At 36.3% G+C, this 21,792-nt stretch carries 16 protein-coding genes and 1 riboswitch; of the genes, 11 read left to right on the top strand and 5 right to left on the bottom strand.

Translation table 11 applies throughout. From position 1 onward, the window contains the following. Positions 1 to 14: 14 nt before the first annotated feature. Entirely contained in the window at positions 15 to 476 is a 462-nt protein-coding gene (locus CIB29_RS08665) for a PilZ domain-containing protein (RefSeq protein ID WP_094548766.1), read from the bottom strand. 224 nt (positions 477 to 700) lie between these two features. Here CIB29_RS08665 and CIB29_RS08660 point away from each other — a divergent pair, with 224 nt between their 5' ends. The 7 genes from CIB29_RS08660 (at position 701) to CIB29_RS08630 (ending at position 11,645) form a co-directional block, all read left to right on the top strand. Continuing rightward, positions 701 to 1,894 carry a DUF5711 family protein gene (locus tag CIB29_RS08660; RefSeq protein WP_094548764.1) on the top strand — a complete coding sequence of 398 codons (1,194 nt, stop codon included), beginning with the start codon at positions 701 to 703 and terminating at the stop codon, positions 1,892 to 1,894. Between the two features lie 10 nt (positions 1,895 to 1,904). Continuing rightward, positions 1,905 to 2,591 carry a CvpA family protein gene (locus tag CIB29_RS08655; protein WP_094548762.1) on the top strand — a complete coding sequence of 229 codons (687 nt, stop codon included), beginning with the start codon at positions 1,905 to 1,907 and terminating at the stop codon, positions 2,589 to 2,591. A gap of 505 nt (positions 2,592 to 3,096) precedes the next feature. Then, a complete protein-coding gene (gene ilvD, locus CIB29_RS08650; protein ID WP_094548760.1) occupies positions 3,097 to 4,758 on the top strand; it encodes a dihydroxy-acid dehydratase in 1,662 nt (553 codons plus the stop codon). Between the two features lie 43 nt (positions 4,759 to 4,801). Further along, the gene (gene ilvB, locus CIB29_RS08645) at positions 4,802 to 6,466 is read left to right on the top strand and encodes a biosynthetic-type acetolactate synthase large subunit (protein WP_094548758.1); all 1,665 of its coding nucleotides are present in this window, start codon (positions 4,802 to 4,804) and stop codon (positions 6,464 to 6,466) included. A gap of 400 nt (positions 6,467 to 6,866) precedes the next feature. Next, positions 6,867 to 8,228: an ISKra4 family transposase gene (locus CIB29_RS08640; protein ID WP_094548756.1), complete on the top strand. Its 1,362-nt coding sequence runs from the start codon at positions 6,867 to 6,869 to the stop codon at positions 8,226 to 8,228. Positions 8,229 to 8,447: 219 nt separating this feature from the next. Next, positions 8,448 to 8,614: riboswitch (M-box (ykoK) riboswitch) on the top strand. A 413-nt stretch (positions 8,615 to 9,027) separates the two neighbouring features. Next, a complete protein-coding gene (locus CIB29_RS08635) occupies positions 9,028 to 9,960 on the top strand; it encodes a magnesium transporter CorA family protein (RefSeq protein WP_094548754.1) in 933 nt (310 codons plus the stop codon). A 323-nt stretch (positions 9,961 to 10,283) separates the two neighbouring features. Further along, positions 10,284 to 11,645, top strand: a complete 1,362-nt coding sequence (locus CIB29_RS08630) for an ISKra4 family transposase (protein ID WP_094548752.1) — start codon at positions 10,284 to 10,286, stop codon at positions 11,643 to 11,645. 191 nt (positions 11,646 to 11,836) lie between these two features. Here CIB29_RS08630 and CIB29_RS08625 read toward each other — a convergent pair whose 3' ends face one another. Continuing rightward, complete coding sequence (locus CIB29_RS08625; RefSeq protein WP_094546734.1) at positions 11,837 to 13,123, bottom strand: transposase; 1,287 nt, start codon at positions 13,121 to 13,123, stop codon at positions 11,837 to 11,839. A gap of 389 nt (positions 13,124 to 13,512) precedes the next feature. On the opposite strand from CIB29_RS08625, the gene rho reads away from it, so the two are divergent. From rho to prmC, 4 genes are all read left to right on the top strand, one after another. Next, positions 13,513 to 15,231: a transcription termination factor Rho gene (gene rho, locus CIB29_RS08620; RefSeq protein ID WP_094548750.1), complete on the top strand. Its 1,719-nt coding sequence runs from the start codon at positions 13,513 to 13,515 to the stop codon at positions 15,229 to 15,231. 123 nt (positions 15,232 to 15,354) lie between these two features. After that, positions 15,355 to 15,561 carry a 50S ribosomal protein L31 gene (gene rpmE / locus CIB29_RS08615; protein WP_094548747.1) on the top strand — a complete coding sequence of 69 codons (207 nt, stop codon included), beginning with the start codon at positions 15,355 to 15,357 and terminating at the stop codon, positions 15,559 to 15,561. A gap of 200 nt (positions 15,562 to 15,761) precedes the next feature. Continuing rightward, positions 15,762 to 16,706: a DUF1385 domain-containing protein gene (locus CIB29_RS08610; protein ID WP_479724520.1), complete on the top strand. Its 945-nt coding sequence runs from the start codon at positions 15,762 to 15,764 to the stop codon at positions 16,704 to 16,706. After that, the gene (gene prmC / locus CIB29_RS08605; RefSeq protein ID WP_242965123.1) at positions 16,703 to 17,587 is read left to right on the top strand and encodes a peptide chain release factor N(5)-glutamine methyltransferase; all 885 of its coding nucleotides are present in this window, start codon (positions 16,703 to 16,705) and stop codon (positions 17,585 to 17,587) included. Before CIB29_RS08610 ends, prmC begins: the two co-directional genes overlap by 4 nt. 45 nt (positions 17,588 to 17,632) lie before the next feature. Here the strand turns inward: prmC and ytvI are convergent, their stop codons facing one another. From ytvI to CIB29_RS08590, 3 genes are all read right to left on the bottom strand, one after another. Beyond that, positions 17,633 to 18,712, bottom strand: coding sequence for a sporulation integral membrane protein YtvI (gene ytvI, locus CIB29_RS08600; RefSeq protein WP_094548745.1), 1,080 nt, complete (start codon positions 18,710 to 18,712; stop codon positions 17,633 to 17,635). A gap of 91 nt (positions 18,713 to 18,803) precedes the next feature. Further along, positions 18,804 to 20,021 (bottom strand): cofactor-independent phosphoglycerate mutase, encoded by a 1,218-nt coding sequence (locus CIB29_RS08595; protein ID WP_094548743.1) that lies wholly within the window; start codon positions 20,019 to 20,021, stop codon positions 18,804 to 18,806. Positions 20,022 to 20,269: 248 nt separating this feature from the next. Next, positions 20,270 to 21,550 (bottom strand): aminotransferase class I/II-fold pyridoxal phosphate-dependent enzyme, encoded by a 1,281-nt coding sequence (locus tag CIB29_RS08590; protein ID WP_094548741.1) that lies wholly within the window; start codon positions 21,548 to 21,550, stop codon positions 20,270 to 20,272. Between the last annotated feature and the right edge of the window lie 242 nt (positions 21,551 to 21,792).

Genomic DNA, 21,792 nt, shown 5'->3' with positions numbered 1-21,792 from the left:
GAAGAGAGAGGAATTTACTCTATGTTCTTAAGGGGACATTCAATTTCTTCCTTTTTACAAAAGCTGCAAGCTGTGTCTAAAGGAATATGCTTGTGAAGAAGAATTGAAAAATGGTCTAATAATGCCGTTATTTTTGGCCGGGCTGATTCATCTAAAAAGAGGAATTGAACACCATACTCATACACATTCCCATGTAATTCATTTATGCGCACAATATGTCCCGGCAGTTCAATAGATTTTTGAAGTATCTCTGTCTTAAATGCCAGCACAATATCCGAATTTATGGGCAGCTTTAAATTAGATAGAAAACGCAGCCCACCTGCGCTAATATCTTTAATGCATACTAATGTACTTTTGGTACTTATTTTTTTCCCTTTAAATTGGATAATTTGCATTTGAGCGCATAGTGATTTTTCCATCTTTATGCGGAAATATTCGCGCTGATTAATAAATGGTTTTGAAGCAGATTGCCCCATCTTTAATACTGTCCTCCGATGATTACTAAATATAATGGTATAAGAATATGCGTATTATTTTTCAATTATAACATACCAATATTTCATATTATATCAAAAATATTTTATGGTTCCCATAATATTTTCATCAATGGTTTATACATTAAATATTTATAATATCTTCTCAATATCGGCTGTTTGTGTTACAATGAACTCAAAGCAAATATATCCAGGGGGAAAAAAGTTTGAAAACACAAGAGGTTATAAATATTCATAACAGCGCAAATAAACAAGCGGGAAAAAAGCCTTCTATTGCTGTTAGGGTCTTTTTAGTTATTTTGATTGTGATAATTGGAGGCTATTTCATATATTTGAACAGGTACCATCCAGCTATTGATAACTTATTGGGAGGAAAGTTAAAAGGAAGTGCGTTTCGAAAGCCTTCTACCTTATCTCTGGACTCAAGTTCCGAATATCAATTCAAGGTTTATAAAGATAACATCATTTTTTCCAATAAAGATGGCATAAAGGCTGTCAATAAAAAAGGGGAAGAGGAATGGAGCATAGCGATGACACTCACTAACCCTTATATTTTAACAACCAATAAATATATTCTTGTAGCGGATAAGGGCGGAAGGGAAGTAAATGTTGTTACAAATTATTCTGTAGTATGTTCAAAAAGAACCGAAGAGCCTATTATCATGGCAAAAATAAACGAATCGGGTTATTTTGCTGTTGTTACTGAGGAAAAAGGCTATAAAGGAAAAATAACCGTATTTAATCCAAATGGACAGGAACTATATAAGTGGCATTCTGTTGAAAACTATATCATCGATTTGGATATTTCTTTAGACGGTAAAAGAATGGCAGTATGCACTGTTGATACCAGCAAAGGTAAAGTATCGGGGGGCGTGGTGTTTTTTAACCTTAACGAAGAGAAACCTTATGCAGGGATTGTAATAAATGACACATTAATTTCAAATATAAGATTTTATAAAGACAATAGCCTTATTGTTATAGGGGACAATCAGATGGTAGGTTTTTCACCACAGGGTATTCAAAAGTGGAATATAAGCTATAATGACAGAAGTCTGCAGGCATTCAATATAGATTCAAATGATATAATCGTCCTGGCTTTAAGTGAAAGAAAAGGTGGAAATTTTATAAATAGTGATTCGGTAATAGAAATATTCAACCGGGATGGGCAAAAACAAGGTACATATAAAGTGGATGGAGAAATAAAGTTTTTAGATGTAGAAGATGATTTAATTGCTTTAAATAAAAAGAGGGATGTTTGTGTTATTACCCCAAAAGGTGTTGAAATTGCCAAAGCGACTTCCAGCAAAGATATAAAAGATATTGTTTTATTTGGCAATAAGAGGGAAATACTGATGGTATCGAGAAATGCATTGGATGTGCTTGAATTAAAGAGATATTAGGGGTGAGCGCATGACCATATTGGATTTTGGAGTATTTATAATTATACTCTATAGTTGTATAAAAGGGATCACAAGGGGATTTGTACTTTCCTTTTTCGATGTAATATCTTTCTCTGTTGCAGCTTATTTTACTGCCAGGTTTTACCCTGTTTTTTCCGCCATACTTATGCACACTAGAATATATGAATGGATTCAAAAGGGAATATATGAAAGTATAATTAAAACCAATCCAGCAGCAGTACAGGCAGCCAGTACCGGTATCAATCCACCAACAGCCAAAACAGTAATGGATGCACTTTCACTTCCGAATGTAGTTAAGGCAACTATCATGCGGCAGGGAAAATATGGTTTTACAGGTGTGCACAGTATGGTCGATAATTTAAGTGCTGGCATATCAAAATTTATTATAAACATACTCAGCATGATTATTTTATTTTGTGTCATTAAATTTGCTCTTTCTCTTTTGGCGGCTATTATTGATCAGTTTACCAAATTTTCTGTGCTCAATCGCGTTAATAAATTAGCAGGAGGGATTTTTGGAGCTGCCAGTGGTATAATAGCAATATATATAATTTTCGCAATTTTCATCCTGTTTATACCTGTAAGATTATTTATTCCATTGATTGATCTCATAAATGAATCGGTATTAGCAAAAGTATTTTATAATAATAATATATTGTTGAAATGGATACTATAGTGAAAAGTGGAAAGCAGCAATAAAAATTTGTCTCTTTCCACTTTTTACTTCTGCTATCCACTATTATACAAATGAATGTTTTTTGTTTTCCACCAATATCTGAAAAATGCTTTTTTCAAGTATTTGAGCGATAAAGCTGGACATATAAGAGTAAAATGAGTAAAATTATATTTAATAAAATAGTTAGGAGTTCGGAGTTTGGAGTTCGTAGAAATTTATTATTTTGGTTTGCTTCAATTATATCTGTAACTCGATCAAACTGCAAAACTTGATATTTTGTAGCCGAACCTATAGGTTCGGCTATGTTAATAATTAAAAATATATAAATAACACTAAGTATGTTACATTATTGTTATTTTGTTCACGGTTCACAGTTCTCAGTTCACAGAAATTAGCCAAGAAAATCCTGTGAACCGTGAACTGTGAACTAAAATAGACAATGTAAAGTACTTAGTAATACTTATATAGTTATTAATGTATGCTTAAAGCAAAGGGGTTGAAGATTTTGAGAAGTGATAGTGTAAAAAAAGGATTGGAAAAAGCACCGCATAGATCGCTTTTTAAAGCAATGGGATTAACAGATGAAGAGATTAACCGTCCACTGATTGGTGTAGTAAATGCACAGAATGAGGTTATTCCAGGTCATATTCACCTTGATAAAATAGCAGAGGCTGTTAAAGCTGGTATTAGAATGGCTGGCGGGACACCGTTAGAGTTCCCGGCTATCGGGGTGTGTGACGGTATTGCAATGGGACATATCGGAATGAAATACTCATTGGCTTCCCGGGAGCTTATTGCAGATTCCATAGAAGCTATGACAATTGCTCACGGCTTGGATGCCCTGGTACTTATACCAAACTGTGATAAAATCGTACCGGGTATGTTGATGGCGGCAGCGAGACTGGATATTCCTGCCATTGTTATTAGTGGAGGGCCAATGTTGTCATTAAGAAAAGGCGACAGGGATTTGGATTTAAATAGTGTATTTGAAGCTGTTGGCGCGGTTAAAGTAGGCAGGATGAGTGATGAAGAACTATTGGAGGTTGAAGATAATGCATGTCCGGGATGTGGTTCCTGTTCAGGAATGTTTACTGCGAATTCTATGAACTGTTTGAGTGAGGTTCTAGGCTTGGCTTTACCTGGTAATGGTACTATCCCGGCAGTGTATGCTGAAAGAATACGACTGGCAAAGATGGCGGGAATGAAGATTATGGAGCTTCTTAATAAAGGAATTAAGTCGAGTGATATACTTACTCCAAAAGCCTTTGAAAATGCTCTTACAGTAGATATGGCTCTGGGATGTTCGACCAATTCCATGCTTCATCTGCCGGCAATAGCTCATGAGGCCGGGGTAGAAATAAATCTTGATATTGCAAATGAAATCAGCAGTAAAACTCCTAATTTATGCAAACTGGCACCGGCTGGTCCTCATCATATACAGGATCTCTATCAAGCCGGAGGAGTGCAGGCAGTCATGAATGAGCTAAGTAAAAAAGATTTATTACATCTTGATTTGCCTACAGTTACAGGAAAGACCGTAGGAGAGAATATAAAGAATGCGAAAGTCAGAGATTATAATATTATAAAGCCTATTGACAAACCATACAGCACAACAGGAGGAATAGCTGTTCTGCGAGGGAATTTGGCTCCGGATGGTGCAGTGGTAAAACGCTCCGCAGTGGCGCAGGAAATGCTTGTCCATAGAGGGCCTGCCAGAGTTTTTGAATCGGAAGAATCAGTTATCAAGGCAATTCACGGCGGAGAAATCAAAAAAGGTGATGTTGTAGTGATTCGGTATGAGGGACCGAAAGGTGGTCCGGGCATGAGGGAAATGTTATCTCCGACATCGGCAATATGTGGAATGGGCTTGGATAAAGATGTAGCTCTTATTACGGACGGCCGTTTCTCCGGAGCTACCAGAGGTGCATCGATAGGACATGTATCCCCCGAGGCGATGGAAGGCGGACCTATTGCTGTCATTAGAGAAGGAGATATCATTAACATCAATATTCCGAAAGGCAAATTAGAGGTTGAACTTTCCCAGGAAGAAATTAACCGCAGACTTGCCGAATGGAAAGCGCCGGAACCAAAAGTTAAGAAAGGATATTTAGCAAGATATGCAAAATTGGTAACTTCTGCTTCTACGGGAGCAGTATTAAAGAATTAAGAATCGAGTCTTTCTCAATTCAAAAAGTTGGAGGTGTTAACTATTGAAATTAACAGGTGCAGAAATTTTTGTAGAGTGTCTTAAGGAACAGGGCGTGGATACTATTTTCGGGTATCCGGGAGGGGCTGTTCTTAATATATATGATGCTTTATATAAACATAGGGATAAGATCAGACATATTCTTACCTCCCATGAACAGGGAGCAGCTCACGCTGCGGATGGGTATGCAAGGGCTACCGGCAAAGTAGGTGTATGCCTGGCTACATCGGGTCCGGGAGCGACAAACCTTGTGACAGGTATTGCCACAGCATACATGGACTCTGTCCCGATTGTAGCATTTACAGGACAGGTACCTACATCCTTGCTAGGTAAAGATTCTTTTCAGGAAGTAGATATAACAGGGATTACTGCGCCCATTACAAAACATAATTACATTGTAAAAGATGTAAATGACCTGGCACCGATAATAAGGAAAGCATTCGTTATTGCAAAAGAGGGAAGACCGGGGCCGGTGCTGGTAGATATATGCAAGGATGTAACGGCTGCCGTAACCGAATATGAACCGGTAAAGGCAGCACAACCCAGGGCAGTACCTATTGGAGTCAATCAGCTAGAGCTTCAACAGGCTGCAGATGTCATCAATAGAGCACAACAACCTATTATTCTTGCCGGTGGCGGTATTGGGATTGCAGATGCCTGTGAAGAGCTGCTGGAGCTGGTAAGCAAAGCTAATATTCCGGTTGCAACAACTTTAATGGGTTTGGGAGGATTTCCGGCAACACATCCCTTATATACCGGTCTGGTCGGTATGCACGGGACAAAAACCTCTAACCTTGCAGTATCAAATTGTGATTTATTTATAGCAATTGGTGCAAGATTTAGTGATAGGGTAATCAGCAATGTAAAAAGATTTGCACCCAATGCGCAGATTATGCATATAGATATAGATCCTGCTGAAATCGGAAAGAATATTAACGTTCACTATCCTCTGGTTGGAAATGTGAAATTAATATTGCAGGAATTATGCAGAAAAGTTGAAATTAAAGAACGTACAGAATGGCTCGATAAGATACAGAGATGGAAAAAAGAATATCCTCTCGCATATCAAAAGAATGGCACTTTAAAACCGCAATATATCATGCAGAAGATAGACGAACTTACCAATGGAGAAGCTATTATCACTACAGAAGTGGGACAAAACCAGTTATGGGCCGCCCAGTATTATAAGTATACCCGGCCCCGGACTTATATATCTTCGGGAGGTTTAGGCACGATGGGATATGGTTTGGGTGCTTGTATCGGGGCGCAAATCGGCCAGCCAACTAAAAGAGTCTTTAATATTGCAGGAGACGGAAGTTTTAGAATGAACTGTAATGAACTTGCTACAGCGGTTGAATATAAACTGCCTATTATTATAGTGATACTCAATAATCATGTTTTAGGAATGGTAAGACAATGGCAGGAGTTGTTCTATGACAGCCGGTTTTCATCTACAACCATTGACAGAGGCACTGACTTCGTAAAGCTTGCACAGGCTTATGGAGCGAAAGGGCTTAATATTACCAGGAATGATGAGGTTGAAGATGCAATTAAAGAAGCGCTGGCGTCAGATATTCCTGTGGTAATCAATTGTGAGATTGACAGGGATGAAAAGGTATTCCCAATCGTACCGCCTGGAGCACCGATAGATGAAATTATAGAAGAATAAGATACAAATAAAAGATATCAAATATAAAATGGGTATATATTTTATTTTTGAAGAATATTATTCCTACACTTAAGCTACAAGGCTAAGAGCCTGTAAACTTGCGTCTAAGGTCAGGGGACACACCTCTCCTTCGTCGAGGAATGTCCCCAATAAAGGCATCAAACTCGCTGTCGCTCAAGCAAGTGATGCGGCTTTTCCTCCGCTGCGTTAACAGGCTCTAATCCTTTCCGCAACGTTCTTCCCATAATATTCTTCAAAAAATATTAAATGCCGTATAAAAGGGTGCATTTAATTTAGTTGATGAATAATATTCCAAGGAAAGAATTTCATTTGAAAAGAGACAAAAAAATAGTCTAAGATACCCATGTAAATTAAATTTTAAAAAGGGGTGTCTTAGACTATGATCAAAAATACCAATGAGATTTTAACACAAAATCTCATAAAAGTCGAAGGTATTTTAAGGAATTTTGTTGAGGAAGCAATAAAAAAAGAGCACGAGGGACAGCTAACCATCAATAGTATTGAGAAGATGGTAGGCGCAACAATTAAAGCAGTAACGCAATTGATACTATGTATGGCAGGGGCGTTACTTACCAATATTGTAGTAACTAAAGTTGATGAATATTGCAGCTGCGGAAAGAAACTGATCACAGTAAAGAAAAATTCACAAACCAATATATTATCAATGTTTGGGCACATCCCAGTTACACGAGATATTGTTCATTGCAGGAGATGTCATAAGGGCTATGGTGTTATTGATAAACTTATTGAAATTGATGATAAGCATCGGATTACAAAGGCAATGGTAGAAGTGATAACCTATGTAGCACAACTGCTTCCATCTTTTGAAAGAGCATCGGAAGTTTTGAAAAAGCTATTAAAAGTAGAGGTAAGTCCAACCCAAATACAGATTGTATCTGAAGAAATTGGTAAAAAAGTATTTGAAAAAGAGATGGAAAAAGCACAACAAGCTTATGAAAAACCGGAAATAGCAGCACCAGAACTACCACCGGCTAAGCGAAAAGACGGGAAGCTATATATATTTACCGATGGAATGCAGTTAAATACAAGGATAGAGCAAAACGGTACGACTTGGCGTGAAATGAAGTTAGGGTTGGTGTTTACTGATAAGGATGTAATTAAGCGCGGAGAAGATAATATCAAAATTGTAAAAAAGGAATATGTATCATATTTTGGAAGCGTCACAGAATTTAAAAAGGCAATATTTGCAGCAGCCGCCAGAGCAGGTTACGGTAAACTAAAAGAAGTAGTTGTCATAGGAGATGGAGCACAGTGGATATGGAACATGTGCGACGAATTATTTCCGGATGCAGTAAGGATACTTGACTACTATCACTTAAGTGAGAATGTTCATCAGTATGCAAAAATACTATATCCTGAAGATGAGATAAACCGTAAAAGGTGGGTAAAAGAAGTAATGGATAGAGTAAATAATGATGAAATTGAAGAAGCAATTAAAATTGTAAACAAGGTTAAGATTAAAAAGTTACCAGACAATGTAGTAAATCTTCCAACATATATGGAAAACAACCGAGAGCGAATACGCTATAAAACTTTTAAAGAAAAAGGCTATTATATAGGCAGCGGAGCGATAGAAAGTGGTAACAAAATGGTGATTGGACAAAGGATGAAACAGGCGGGAATGCGTTGGAGTATCAATGGTGGACAGTATATAGCTGCATTACGTGCAAAGTATGAAAGTCACAAATGGGATGACGTTGTAAAAGTAGTGAACGAATAGTATGAAATAATATCCATGTAAAAAAATGTATATAACAATTGGGTAACTATACCCATTTTTACTGGAAGATTTATCACATATGTGAAAAAGTATCTTCTACTGTAAACTAGACGGTAATTTTTCAGATAATGGGTCATATATAATTTATGCACCCCGTATAAAATTTGCTTCTTGCAAATTTACATAGATGTGATATAATAATTCTGGATTAGAAAATGAATATTCTCTTGTTAGGTGAGGCTCCTATATAGATATATGCTGCTGCCCGGAAACATCGAAAGATGCCAATGGGTCAACAGGTACTACCGAATTAAGGTTTTACTTAATGCAGTTGAGTTGTTACTCTATGCTATATAGTGCCAAAGCTCAACGAATGGGGAGATACTTTATTATGCTTGCTAATATAAGATCCTTCGTTTGTTGAAGGATTTTTTTAATGCAATTATTATGTGGGGAATTTTGAATGGAGAAGTTTAGGGATATTAATCTTAAGATTAGCTGCATATTCTTCATTCTTAATTCTTAATAAAAGAATGGTGGTGATGTCAAGTGGATGCGGACCCTCATACGAATTCCAAATTAATAGCTAATAATATTCTTAGGGATAAGAAGGGAATATGTAATATGCTTTCTTGCAATAACATATTACGTGTAGAGTATCTTTTGACATCAAACACAATAAATATGATTCAAAATTAATGGAACATTTCTATGCTGATAAAGTATAATGTCAAAAGCTACTCTTGCGTTTTAATGTGCATTTGGAGTGCAATTATGAAATGACAAGGGAGGAGCTAAGATGTTATGTATATATAAGACTATTGATGGAAAAATTCAAAAAGTAAATAATATTGAAGATGGATGCTGGATTAATTTAATTGCACCTGCAGAAAATGAAATAGATATGGTTATCCAGACACTTAATGTAGATGCAGGATTTTTAAGAGCTGCACTTGACGATGAGGAAACATCACGTATTGAAAGTGAAGATAATCAGACACTTATTATTATCGACGTTCCGCTGGCTGAAAAAGATCAGGATGCACTAATATTTTCGACAATACCACTTGGTATTATTATTACCGAAAAGAACCTTATTACAGTATGTTTAAAAGAGAATTCTGTGATAAAGGAGTTCTCCGATGGAAATGTTAAGTCTGTATTTACACACATGAAAACAAGGTTTATACTTCAAATTCTTTTTAAAGTTGCAACACGATTTTTGCAATACTTAAAACAAATTGACAGAATAAGCAATGAGGTTGAAAAACAGCTTCATCAGTCTATGAAGAATAAAGAGTTAATTCAACTGTTGGATCTCGAAAAGAGCTTGGTTTATTTTTCTACGTCCTTAAAAGCAAATGAAATTACGATGGAGAAGATTTTACGTGGTAGAACAATAAAGCTTTATGAGGAAGATCAGGATTTGTTGGAAGATGTATTGATAGAAAACAAGCAAGCCATAGAGATGTCCAATATATACAGCAGTATATTGAGTGGTACAATGGATGCTTTTGCTTCAGTGATATCCAATAATTTAAATATTGTGATGAAATTTTTAACATCAGTAACCATTGTTTTATCACTGCCGACGATGGTGGCAAGCTTCTATGGTATGAATGTAAAGCTGCCGCTGCAGGAATCACCTTATGCGTTTATATTTACATTAGTCTTGTCGCTTATTGTAACAACAGCTGCCACTTATGCGCTAATAAAAAGAAAAATGTTTTAAATTTTAAATAAGTTTATGGTTCACAGTTATATCAATTATGTGTGAATCGTGAACTTATCAAAAGTTATAGACTTTTAATTTTTTAGTTTTAAGCTCTCAAGGGTGATTTGATTTTAGTTGATGAATATTATTCCAGGCCTAAGCCTTTCCGCAACGCTCTTTCCATAATATTCATCAACTAAAAAATATGCACATAGCTCTCAGGGTGCATTTAATTTAGTTGATGAATAATATTCCAAGGAAAGAATTTCATTTGAAAAGAGACAAAAAAATAGTCTAAGATACCCATGTAAATTAAATTTTAAAAAGGGGTGTCTTAGACTATGATCAAAAATACCAATGAGATTTTAACACAAAATCTCATAAAAGTCGAAGGTATTTTAAGGAATTTTGTTGAGGAAGCAATAAAAAAAGAGCACGAGGGACAGCTAACCATCAATAGTATTGAGAAGATGGTAGGCGCAACAATTAAAGCAGTAACGCAATTGATACTATGTATGGCAGGGGCGTTACTTACCAATATTGTAGTAACTAAAGTTGATGAATATTGCAGCTGCGGAAAGAAACTGATGACAGTAAAGAAAAATTCACAAACCAATATATTATCAATGTTTGGGCACATCCCAGTTACACGAGATATTGTTCATTGCAGGAGATGTCATAAGGGCTATGGTGTTATTGATAAACTTATTGAAATTGATGATAAGCATCGGATTACAAAGGCAATGGTAGAAGTGATAACCTATGTAGCACAACTGCTTCCATCTTTTGAAAGAGCATCGGAAGTTTTGAAAAAGCTATTAAAAGTAGAGGTAAGTCCAACCCAAATACAGATTGTATCTGAAGAAATTGGTAAAAAAGTATTTGAAAAAGAGATGGAAAAAGCACAACAAGCTTATGAAAAACCGGAAATAGCAGCACCAGAACTACCACCGGCTAAGCGAAAAGACGGGAAGCTATATATATTTACCGATGGAATGCAGTTAAATACAAGGATAGAGCAAAACGGTACGACTTGGCGTGAAATGAAGTTAGGGTTGGTGTTTACTGATAAGGATGTAATTAAGCGCGGAGAAGATAATATCAAAATTGTAAAAAAGGAATATGTATCATATTTTGGAAGCGTCACAGAATTTAAAAAGGCAATATTTGCAGCAGCCGCCAGAGCAGGTTACGGTAAACTAAAAGAAGTAGTTGTCATAGGAGATGGAGCACAGTGGATATGGAACATGTGCGACGAATTATTTCCGGATGCAGTAAGGATACTTGACTACTATCACTTAAGTGAGAATGTTCATCAGTATGCAAAAATACTATATCCTGAAGATGAGATAAACCGTAAAAGGTGGGTAAAAGAAGTAATGGATAGAGTAAACAATGATGAAATTGAAGAAGCAATTAAAATTGTAAACAAGGTTAAGATTAAAAAGTTACCAGACAATGTAGTAAATCTTCCAACATATATGGAAAACAACCGAGAGCGAATACGCTATAAAACTTTTAAAGAAAAAGGCTATTATATAGGCAGCGGAGCGATAGAAAGTGGTAACAAAATGGTGATTGGACAAAGGATGAAACAGGCGGGAATGCGTTGGAGTATCAATGGTGGACAGTATATAGCTGCATTACGTGCAAAGTATGAAAGTCACAAATGGGATGACGTTGTAAAAGTAGTGAACGAATAGTATGAAATAATATCCATGTAAAAAAATGTATATAACAATCGGGTAACTATACCCATTTTTACTGGAAGATTTATCACATATGTGAAAAAGTATCTTCTACTGTAAACTAGACGGTAATTTTTCAGATAATGGGTCATATATAATTTATGCACCCTAGCTCTCAATAGAATGGACATACCCCAAAATTTAATTTAAGAAACCAGCAAGCTCTTGCAGTATCTGAGTTCGAAGAGACTCAGCTGCTGCGATTTGGGCTTCTTTTTTGTATAGTTCAAAAATTCAGCAATACCAGTTTTGTGTTTCTTAAGCACTTCATAAATTCCATCCGCGGTACTGTAGTAAGGGAAAGGTGGTATGCCATGTACTCTTTTGGATATCTCCTGCAAAATAAAAATCATCTTCCTGCTACTTATGGATTTTGAAGTAAGAGAAATATAGCTCATTGCCATGGTTAATAAAAAGTTTATGTTTTTAAGCCTTTGATAGGACTGGACTCTTACATCTTCAAGCTTGTATTGATTTTTCTTAAATCTTATGAACTCTTCTACATTCCATCTGGATATGTAGCAAAGTATAGGTCTTAAACAGTCTTTACCATCTTTTATATCAAGGTTAGTTAAAAGCATAAGCCCTTTTCTGGCATACCCTCTTACAAAGACAAGGTTAAATACTTTGCCAGTAATCTCAGGCAACTCTATAGGCAGAAAACCGAACTGAATTTTTCTTTGCTTACCGTTCTTTTTCTTTATGATTGTTGAATATTTACCCTTATATTTTTTAACAAGGTCGACAATATTTATTTCCTTACCTTTGAAAATGACATTGCGGTTTTTCTTAAGCCTTATGACAAACTTTTGAGAGTTGTTTTCAAAATAATTAAAGAACAGTACATTGTCCATACCTCTATCCATGGTGTAAATGCCCTTGGTCCCGTATAAGCTTCTGAGCTTGTCCAAACACTTTATGATTTCTTCATTTTCACTTTTAAATCCCGGTTCACTTGGAGAGAATAAATCTGAATATATTGGGACAAGAAGCTTGTCTCCGTGGTTATATATAAGTGCTTCAAGTAGATAGTACCCGTCCATATTGGTTTCTTTTGTGCTTCCATCCCTGATCTTGCCCATATTTTCAAAGACTACGCCGTACTTTTTAACAATATCACTTAAGTCGATAATGATAGGCGTATCATGGTGAATATACCTTTTAACTTCAGAAGAGAGGTTCTTAAGTACATCATCAGTATAGGAGAATTTTTCAAGGTTACGGGAAAGGCGTTCTATAGTCTTTTTTAACTTTATATCCTCATTTAAAGAACGGGATATTTCAGCCAGTATTACTGTCTTGGATGCGAGTATGCCAAAGACCATGCAGGATAAGAATTTCTTAAAGGGAACAGGGAGACCCTGAGCCAATCTGGAACAAAAATTACAAATACTTCTTTTCAAATCATATGCTGTTTTGCTATAATCAAACATGTAGGAAAGCCCCTTTCTATGTGGTTTATGTGTTTTTTTTTCGATATCTTAACAATACCATAAATTTGGGGGCTTTTCTCGTGTTTTTACAAATCTGTGGACAAATTTCTCAAATCTCCTGATAACTTCTCATTTTCAGCTTCTTTTTGTGGATAATTTTATTAAAAGAAAAAAATGGGGTATGTCCATCTCAATAGAGTATTGACACCTCTTTATATACATGATATAATTCATTCGAAAGTATAACCTATAATCCTCTCTGAGTATGTGCAATCAATAGTTTTAAACCTTCAATCTGGAAGGTTTTACTTATTTTATACTCTCCTTAGTATGGATTTCCCTTTTGTTGGTTATAACTATAACAGTATAGTAGAATAAGGTGGTGAATTATGGATAAGGCTGTTGACTTGAAAAAGAAAACTTTGGAAGATTTACGATATATTGCTAAAATGATGGGTATAAAGGGAACTTCCAGAGCTAAAAAAGATGAACTTATAGAAATGATATTACAGCATGCTGAAAATAGCGAACAAGTTAAAGATGAAAAACCTCTTATAGATCCGACAATAGAAGAGACCGGTAAAGAAGCTGATGTTGGTGAACAAGAGATGAGAAAGACAACAAGAAGGGGCCGTAAGAAAAAAGAAGAAATTTTAACCGATAAACCGGTTGAGGATGAGAAAAAAACTGAGGTTGTAAAAGAAGATAAGAAAGTGGAGATTGCAAAAGAAGATGCAGACCAGGATAAAACAAATGAAGTATCCATTGTGGAAGCTCCTGGTAATGAAGAAACTGCTGAGCAACCACAAATTGCAGCTGATGTCACAGTAGTAGGGGCTGAAGAAAAACAAGAAGAGATAGAAGGAGAAATACAAGGAGAAAAGGAAGAAACAGAGGAAGTAGAACAGACAGGGCCTCAAGAAAAACCAGAGGTAAATCAAAGAGAACAGAGAAGACCTAGTAATTATCCTGCAGCCTTCGAAAAAATAGAGAGTGATGATCCTGTGGGAGGAGTGTTGGAAGTACTTCCCGATGGATATGGATTTTTAAGAAGTGATAACTATCTATCTGGAACAAAAGATATTTACGTATCTCCATCACAAATTCGCAGATTCAACCTGAAAACAGGAGATAAAATTATTGGTAAAGGCAGAATTCCAAAAGAAGGCGAAAAATTTCAGGCACTCTTATATGTACAAACAGTAAATGGTGATTCTCCTGAAGTTGCAGCTAAGAGAGTACCCTTTGAAAACTTGACACCGATATATCCTGATCAAAGGATTACACTGGAAACCGGTCCTAGAGAGTTAGCCATGAGGCTTATTGACCTAATTGCACCTATCGGTAAAGGTCAAAGAGGAATGATTGTGGCTCCACCAAAAGCAGGAAAAACAATTCTTTTGAAAAAGATAGCCAATAGTATCTCTATCAATTATCCCGATATTGAATTGATTGTCTTATTAATAGATGAACGTCCAGAAGAAGTAACCGATATGCAGCGGTCAATTAAAGGTGAAGTAATATACTCCACTTTTGATGAAGTGCCGGAACATCATATAAAGGTTGCTGAAATGGTTCTGGAACGGGCGCAAAGGTTAGTAGAGCACAAAAAGGATGTAGTAATACTGCTTGATAGTATCACGAGGTTGGCAAGAGCATACAATTTAACCATCCCTCCAACAGGAAGGACGCTGTCGGGTGGTCTGGACCCTGGTGCATTACACAAACCTAAGAGATTTTTTGGTGCAGCAAGAAATATTGAGCATGGTGGAAGTCTTACAATACTTGCTACAGCTCTTATTGAAACAGGAAGCAGAATGGATGATGTTATTTTTGAGGAATTTAAAGGCACAGGCAACATGGAACTACATTTGGACAGACGTCTTTCTGAGAAGAGGATCTTCCCGGCAATTGATATTAATAAGTCGGGGACAAGAAAAGAAGAACTTCTGCTTTCACAAAAAGAGCTGGAAACTATCTGGATGATTAGAAAGGCTATGAGCAACCAGGGAACTGCTGAGGTTACTGAAACACTAATCAATCGTTTGATGGCAACTAAATCAAATGAAGAATTTGTAAATAATATTATGAGTGCTTTTGATAGGTAATACTGGAAAAATATTAGTTGCAAAAAAAGAGGTTTTGTGGTAAAATACTTTTTGTTGTCAAAAAAAGAGTGCATTTTCACATAAAAGTGTTATTGAACTTTTGTTGAGAAAGAGGTGAAATAAATGAAAGAAGGAATCCATCCCAAATACGAGGAAACTGTAATTAAGTGTGCATGTGGTGAAACCATTCCTACAGGTTCTACAAAAAAGAATATACACGTTGAAATATGTTCAAAGTGTCATCCTTTCTATACCGGAAAACAGAAGCTTGTTGATACTGGAGGACGTGTAGAAAAATTCAGAAAGAAATTTGGTTTAAAAGCTGAATAATTTAGTAATAACAGTAATATTGCGGTAAAGAAAAGTCAAAGGTCAGAGAATTTTTCTCTGACCTTGGTTTTTAACTTTCACTTCGGTTTGAAACCTTATATTTATATACACTTCCATTGAAAATGGCAATATTATCATTGCAGTTATATCCCTATTCTGTTAAAATAAAAATACAACGAATAGGAGAGGAAGTATTCAAATTGGATAAAAATAAAAAAATTCATCGTACAAGCATAGGTGGTCAAGCTGTAATAGAAGGAGTTATGATGCGAGGACCAAAAGGTATAGCGATTGCTGTAAGAACACCTGACGGTTCAATCACTATAGATAAGAAACCTGTGCAATCTCTAAGTATGAAGTACAAAATATTAAAAGCTCCTATCTTGCGGGGAATTGTTGCCTTTTTTGAGTCAATGATTGTAGGGGTAAAATCCTTAATGTTCTCGGCGGAATTTTATGAACTGGAGGGGGAAGAGGAAGAGCAGCCATCCAAGTTTGATAAATTTTTAGAGAAATTATTTGGTGACAAACTTCAAGATGTACTTATTTATTTTTCAGTAATTACTGCACTTTTGTTTGGGATAGGGCTTTTCATACTGTTGCCGACTGTTGTTGTTGGATTTATCAGGAAATTGGTGGAAAATCATATTGTTGCCAATATTGCTGAAGGAGTATTGAGAATATCAATATTTTTAACCTATATTATTTTAATTTCCAGGATGAAGGATATACAAAGAGTATTCCAGTATCATGGGGCAGAGCATAAAACTATTCACTGTTATGAACGTAATGAAGAACTTACTATTGAAAACGTAAGGAAGTATACTACTTTACACCCGCGCTGCGGTACAAGCTTCCTGCTCATCGTGATGGTGGTAAGTATCGTAATGTTTTCGTTTATTTCCTGGCAGAACATATGGATTAGGCTAATATCAAGATTGCTGCTTTTACCGCTGGTTGCAGGAATATCCTATGAGGTTATTAAGTTTGCCGGTAGAAGTGAACATCCGGTGACTTGCTTAATAAGCAAACCTGGAATGATGCTGCAAAAATTTACCACTCGTGAACCTGATGACAGCCAGATAGAGGTAGCAATTGAAGCACTTAAAAATGTTTTACCAGAAAATAGAGAGGACGACAAATGATAATGGAATTAACCATAAGGGAACTATTAAACCAATCAATACGGTATTTAAAAAATCACGGCGTCGAGAACAATGCTGTTCTTGACGCCCAATTGATTTTATCCCATATTTTAAATGTAGATAGATTGTATTTAACGCTACACAGAGATAAAAGGTTAGAAGAAGATACTATAAACCAATATAACAAGCTTTTGAAGCTAAGAGCAGAAGGAATGCCGTTACAATATATTACAGAAACTCAAGAATTTATGTCTTTGCCTTTTAAAGTTACCCCTGATGTATTGATACCTCGTGGAGATACGGAAATTCTGGTAGAGTACATCGTAGATCAGTGCAAAGACATTGAAGATAAAAAGCATGTTTATATCATGGATATCGGCGCAGGGTCCGGGTGTATTACTGTGAGCCTGGCCTACTACATCAAAAACAGCCGTCTTTGGGCTGTAGATGTGTCTTCAAAAGCGCTGAAAATATCCCGGTATAATGCCCGGTTAAATGGTGTGGACAATAAGATATCTTTTATACAGCATGATATTTTAGAAGGATTTCCAGAGGATAAGATAGAAGGACTTCTCGATATAGTTGTTTCTAATCCGCCTTATATCCCTAGCAAAGTAATAGACAGTTTGCAGAAAGAAGTGAAAGACTATGAGCCGCATCTTGCCCTGGATGGGGGAGAAGATGGTTTAAAATTCTATCGCAAAATCATAGCTGAGGCATATAAATATCTTAAGCCTGAAGGATTGCTGGCTTTTGAAGTAGGTCATGATCAAAGCAGCAGTGTAGCAAAAATAATGGAGCAGAATGGGAGTTATAATAGTATTGAAATAATAAGGGACCTGGCTGGAATTAACAGGGTGGTAACAGCGAAAAGAATTTAGAAAAGCACATCAAAAAAACAAAAGCGCAATTTTGCTTTTGTTTTTCTAGTCTTTCCATAATGTAAATAATCCTGCTTTTTGCAAATTTCTAATGATCAGTATAGTGATAGGTCCTAAAATCATTCCCAGTATTCCGAAAATCTGAAGACCTACATACATGGACATTAATGTTACCAGTGGATATAAGCCTATTTGGCCTCCTACTATTTTAGGTTCCAATAGCTGTCTGACCAGTAATACAATACCGTACAATATCACCAGAGAAAGCGCCATAGGATATTTGCCGGTGGCTAATGAGAAAATAGCCCAGGGAATCAGAACTGTTCCGGTACCAAGAATAGGCAGCGCGTCAATAAAGCTAATTACCAGTGCAAGCAATATTGCATAATCCACACCGATAATTAGAAAACCAATTGAAACTTCTACAAAAGTGATGCTCATAAGAATAAGTTGAGCTTTTACATAGCCCAATAAGGCAAATAGCAGATCATTTTTGATGCTGACAATTCTTGAAATCCACTCAGCAGGTAATTGTTTTACTACAAACCTGGAAATTTTTTCTTTATCGCTGCTTATAAAATAAGCAGAAATAAAAAGTACGATAATAAATATCAAAATAGATGGCAGCGATGTGGCAAAATTAATTGCAAAGCTTGTTGTAGCTTTCGTTGCAGGTTCCAGCAACCTGCTTAAATTATTTTTCATAGTCTCAAATACTTGATCTACAAACAAAGAGATTTCAGGAGGCAAATTTACATATATGCTTACTCCTTTATTGAATAAATTGCTAACCTGCTCCGTTATTAGGTTAAAAAACGTGGGCAGCTGCTCAGCCAGCCGCTTAATTTCATATATAATCCTGTAAATAATGAAAGTAATCAGGGAACCTATCATTAATAACACAGAAAGTATGGTGATTGCACTGGCTATTCTGCGCGGAATTTTAATTTTTTTCTCCAAAAATGTAACCACCGGGTCGGATATATGTGCGATGGCATAGGCGATAATAAATGGAAGAAACCATTTAAATGCCGTGGTTAAAATAAAATACCCCAATAAAATTCCAAGGACAATAGTAATAATGATTAAGATAAAATTGATGTATGTTCTAGGCAGTATGTTCATATGCTTATCTCCTAAAATTGTAATAACTTATTGATTTAATTATAAAGTATATACTTATTATATAGTATATACTTTATGGGTGCAAACATTTTTATTTTTCTCCGTTTAAAAAGTAATCCATCAATTTATAACCTTCTGCAAAATAAACTCCTGTTTTTTGTGCGGTTAATTCATCATAGGAAAGCAAAGGATTTTCCTCTTTCCCATTGTTTTGGTAAATCACGAATGGGACAGGTTCAGAGGTATGTGTTCTAAGATTCAAAGGAGTAGGATGATCAGGTAGTACCATTATTTTATAATCTTCCCCCATCCGGTCCAGTTCTTCTTTTATGAACCTAACTACTTGCTGGTCGATAATTTCAATAGACCTGACTTTATTATCAATTTCATACCGATGGCCGCATTCATCAGGCGCTTCAATATGCACATATACAAAATCCTGCCCTTTTTTTAACTCTTCAACAGCAGCTTGAGCTTTTCCAATAAAATTTGTATGAATATTTCCTGTAGCGCCTTCAACCTCTACCGATCTTAATCCGGCGCATATTCCAATACCTTTGATAAGGTCAACAGCTGAGATCACAGAACCTTTTAAACCATATTTCTCATAGAAGCTGGTTAAAGCGGGTTTTTTGCCTTCACCCCAAATCCAGATGGAATTAGCAGGGCGTAAACCTTTTTCTATACGTCTTAGATTAACAGGATGATTCTTGAGGAATTCGCTGCTTGCTTCCATCATTCGTAAAATGATATTTTTATTAGGCCCTTTAGGAAGGTAGTCAGCTATTTTTTTCTCCAAAATGTCATGGGGAGGAGTAAAATCAAATTCATAAGGGCCATTATGCCATACCATCAAATGACGGTAGCTTACACCCGGATAAAATTCAATATTATCTGTCCTTAGATGCCTGTTTACTTCCAGGATGATTTCTCTGGCTTCAGCAGTGGATATTTCATCAGCACTATAATCAATCATAGTTTTTTCTGAATAAGGCTCATCATTGGAAAGAGTAACCAGGTTGCATCTAAAGGTAATATCAGAATTGGTTAATTCTATTCCCATACTAGCTGCTTCAAGGGGTGAGCGACCGGTATAATATTCATAAGGGTTGTATCCCATTACAGAAAGGTTTGCCGCGTCGCTTCCGGGAGGGATTCCATCCGGGACAGTTTTTACAAGCCCTATCTCTCCATGTCTGGTTAGATAGTCAATCGTCGGAATATTAGCAAATTGAAGAGGGGTTTTATCACCCAACTGTACGACAGGGTTGTCAGCCATGCCATCTCCTAAAATTACAACATATTTCATAATAAATTCTCCCTACTATGATATAATTTGTTTTTGATATAAGGACATACGTACTACATACAAACACAATAAGTTCTCTTGTATTATAGCAGAAGATATTAAATTGGGGAAGAGGGAATTCACATTTAGATAAAGATAAAGAAGTTCACAGCTAACGGTTCATAGCTCACAGGAACTAAGGCAAAACCTAAATCTGTGAACCGTAAACTGTGAACCGTGAACTGTGAACCGTGAACTTAATACATGTGTTACGCTATTTCTACCTCTTCAGCGGCTGGTTTATTGATAATTTCATACTTTCTTCCAAGATGCTCCAGTACTTCCAGCACTCTATCCAGGTGTTGTTTAGTATGATTACACATAAGACTCATACGTATCCTGGAAAGTTTTCGGGATACTGCAGGGTACTGTACAGCATTTACATATATCCCTGCCTCATGCATTTCCCTGCACATTTCGCGAACTTTTACATCATGGCCTACAATGACCGGAAAGATTGCGGTTTCGCTATTGCCGATATTGAATCCTAACTCAATAAGGCTTTTCTTAAAGTAATTAATGTTCTTCCAAAGGTTTTCCTTTAGCTGAGGTTCATCCTCAATTACATTCATTGCTTCAATTAAAGAAGCAGCAGTTTGTGGAGTTTGGGCCGTAGAGAACATATATGGACGGGAATAATAATGGAGATATTCAACAATCTCTTTGCTGCTGGCTATAAATCCTCCTACTACACCCAGGGCTTTACTGAAGGTTCCTGCAACAATATCTACTTTACCTTCAATATTAAAATGCTCAGGAGTACCCCGGCCGTTTTTGCCAATTACACCAGTAGCGTGGGCTTCATCTACCATGACATAGGCCCCATGGCTATGGGCAAGCTCAACAATGGTGTCCAGCTTGGAGATATCTCCATCCATCGAATATACTCCATCCACAATTACCAGTTTTGTTCTAAATTTATCTTTACATTTTCGTAATACTTTTTCTAAAGAATCCATATTGTTATGCCTGAAATATTCGACATGTGTACCTTTACATCCATCTATAATGCTGGCATGTACCAGCATGTCCAGTATCGCTACGTCATTTTCACGCAACAATGCTGCAATAGAACCACAGTTGGAGCCAAAACCGCTAGTGTAAACAATTGCTGCTTCACAGCCTTTAAACGCTGCTACCCGCTTTTCCAGTTCAATATGGATATCGAGTGTTCCACCTAACAAAGGTACGCTGCCAGCACCAGTACCGTATTTTTCAAGCGCCGCTCTGCCGGCTTTTATTGTTCTTGGATGGCGGGTGAGGTTAAGATAATCGTTAGATGCCATATATATCATTTCCTTCTCAATACCAGAGTAAGGGTCCAATATTTTCATGGTTGGTCCGGAGCCGTTGAGTGATACCCTGCGGTACTGGTTGTGATGTTTCTTATGAATATCCTGATGATATTCATAAAAATATCTGGCCCTATCTACCATATCCATATCAGATATATCATAAAAATCTGCAAGACTGTATTTGGTAGAATCCATTTTAGTAAATCACCTCATATATATTATTGATTATAATATTATTTCCAAAAATGTAAAAGTTATTACATAATTATAAATTGAATAGCTAGCAGATAGATAAAAATTGTATAATTTTGGGGTACATTTAATTTGGTTGATGAATATTATGGAAAGAACGTTGCGGAAAGGATTAGAGCCTGTTAACGCAGCGGAAGAAAAGCCGCATTCCTTTAAAAATATACACCCTAATTTTGATTAAGGGT

This window comes from Petroclostridium xylanilyticum (assembly GCF_002252565.1).
In the GTDB taxonomy this organism is placed as follows: Bacteria; Bacillota; Clostridia; order SK-Y3; family SK-Y3; genus Petroclostridium; species Petroclostridium xylanilyticum.
Note: the sequence above shows the minus strand (reverse complement) of the source record. Positions and strands in the feature narration are given on the sequence as shown.

Coding starts and splice junctions, on each gene's coding strand:
- CIB29_RS08625 (WP_094546734.1), bottom strand. CDS start 13,123: ATGTTTGATTATAGCAAAACAGCATATGATTTGAAAAGAAGTATTTGT.
- ytvI (WP_094548745.1), bottom strand. CDS start 18,712: ATGAACATACTGCCTAGAACATACATCAATTTTATCTTAATCATTATT.
- CIB29_RS08640 (WP_094548756.1), top strand. CDS start 6,867: ATGATCAAAAATACCAATGAGATTTTAACACAAAATCTCATAAAAGTC.
- rpmE (WP_094548747.1), top strand. CDS start 15,355: ATGAAAGAAGGAATCCATCCCAAATACGAGGAAACTGTAATTAAGTGT.
- CIB29_RS08590 (WP_094548741.1), bottom strand. CDS start 21,550: ATGGATTCTACCAAATACAGTCTTGCAGATTTTTATGATATATCTGAT.
- CIB29_RS08595 (WP_094548743.1), bottom strand. CDS start 20,021: ATGAAATATGTTGTAATTTTAGGAGATGGCATGGCTGACAACCCTGTC.
- CIB29_RS08630 (WP_094548752.1), top strand. CDS start 10,284: ATGATCAAAAATACCAATGAGATTTTAACACAAAATCTCATAAAAGTC.
- rho (WP_094548750.1), top strand. CDS start 13,513: ATGGATAAGGCTGTTGACTTGAAAAAGAAAACTTTGGAAGATTTACGA.
- CIB29_RS08665 (WP_094548766.1), bottom strand. CDS start 476: ATGGGGCAATCTGCTTCAAAACCATTTATTAATCAGCGCGAATATTTC.
- CIB29_RS08635 (WP_094548754.1), top strand. CDS start 9,028: ATGTTATGTATATATAAGACTATTGATGGAAAAATTCAAAAAGTAAAT.
- prmC (WP_242965123.1), top strand. CDS start 16,703: ATGATAATGGAATTAACCATAAGGGAACTATTAAACCAATCAATACGG.
- CIB29_RS08655 (WP_094548762.1), top strand. CDS start 1,905: ATGACCATATTGGATTTTGGAGTATTTATAATTATACTCTATAGTTGT.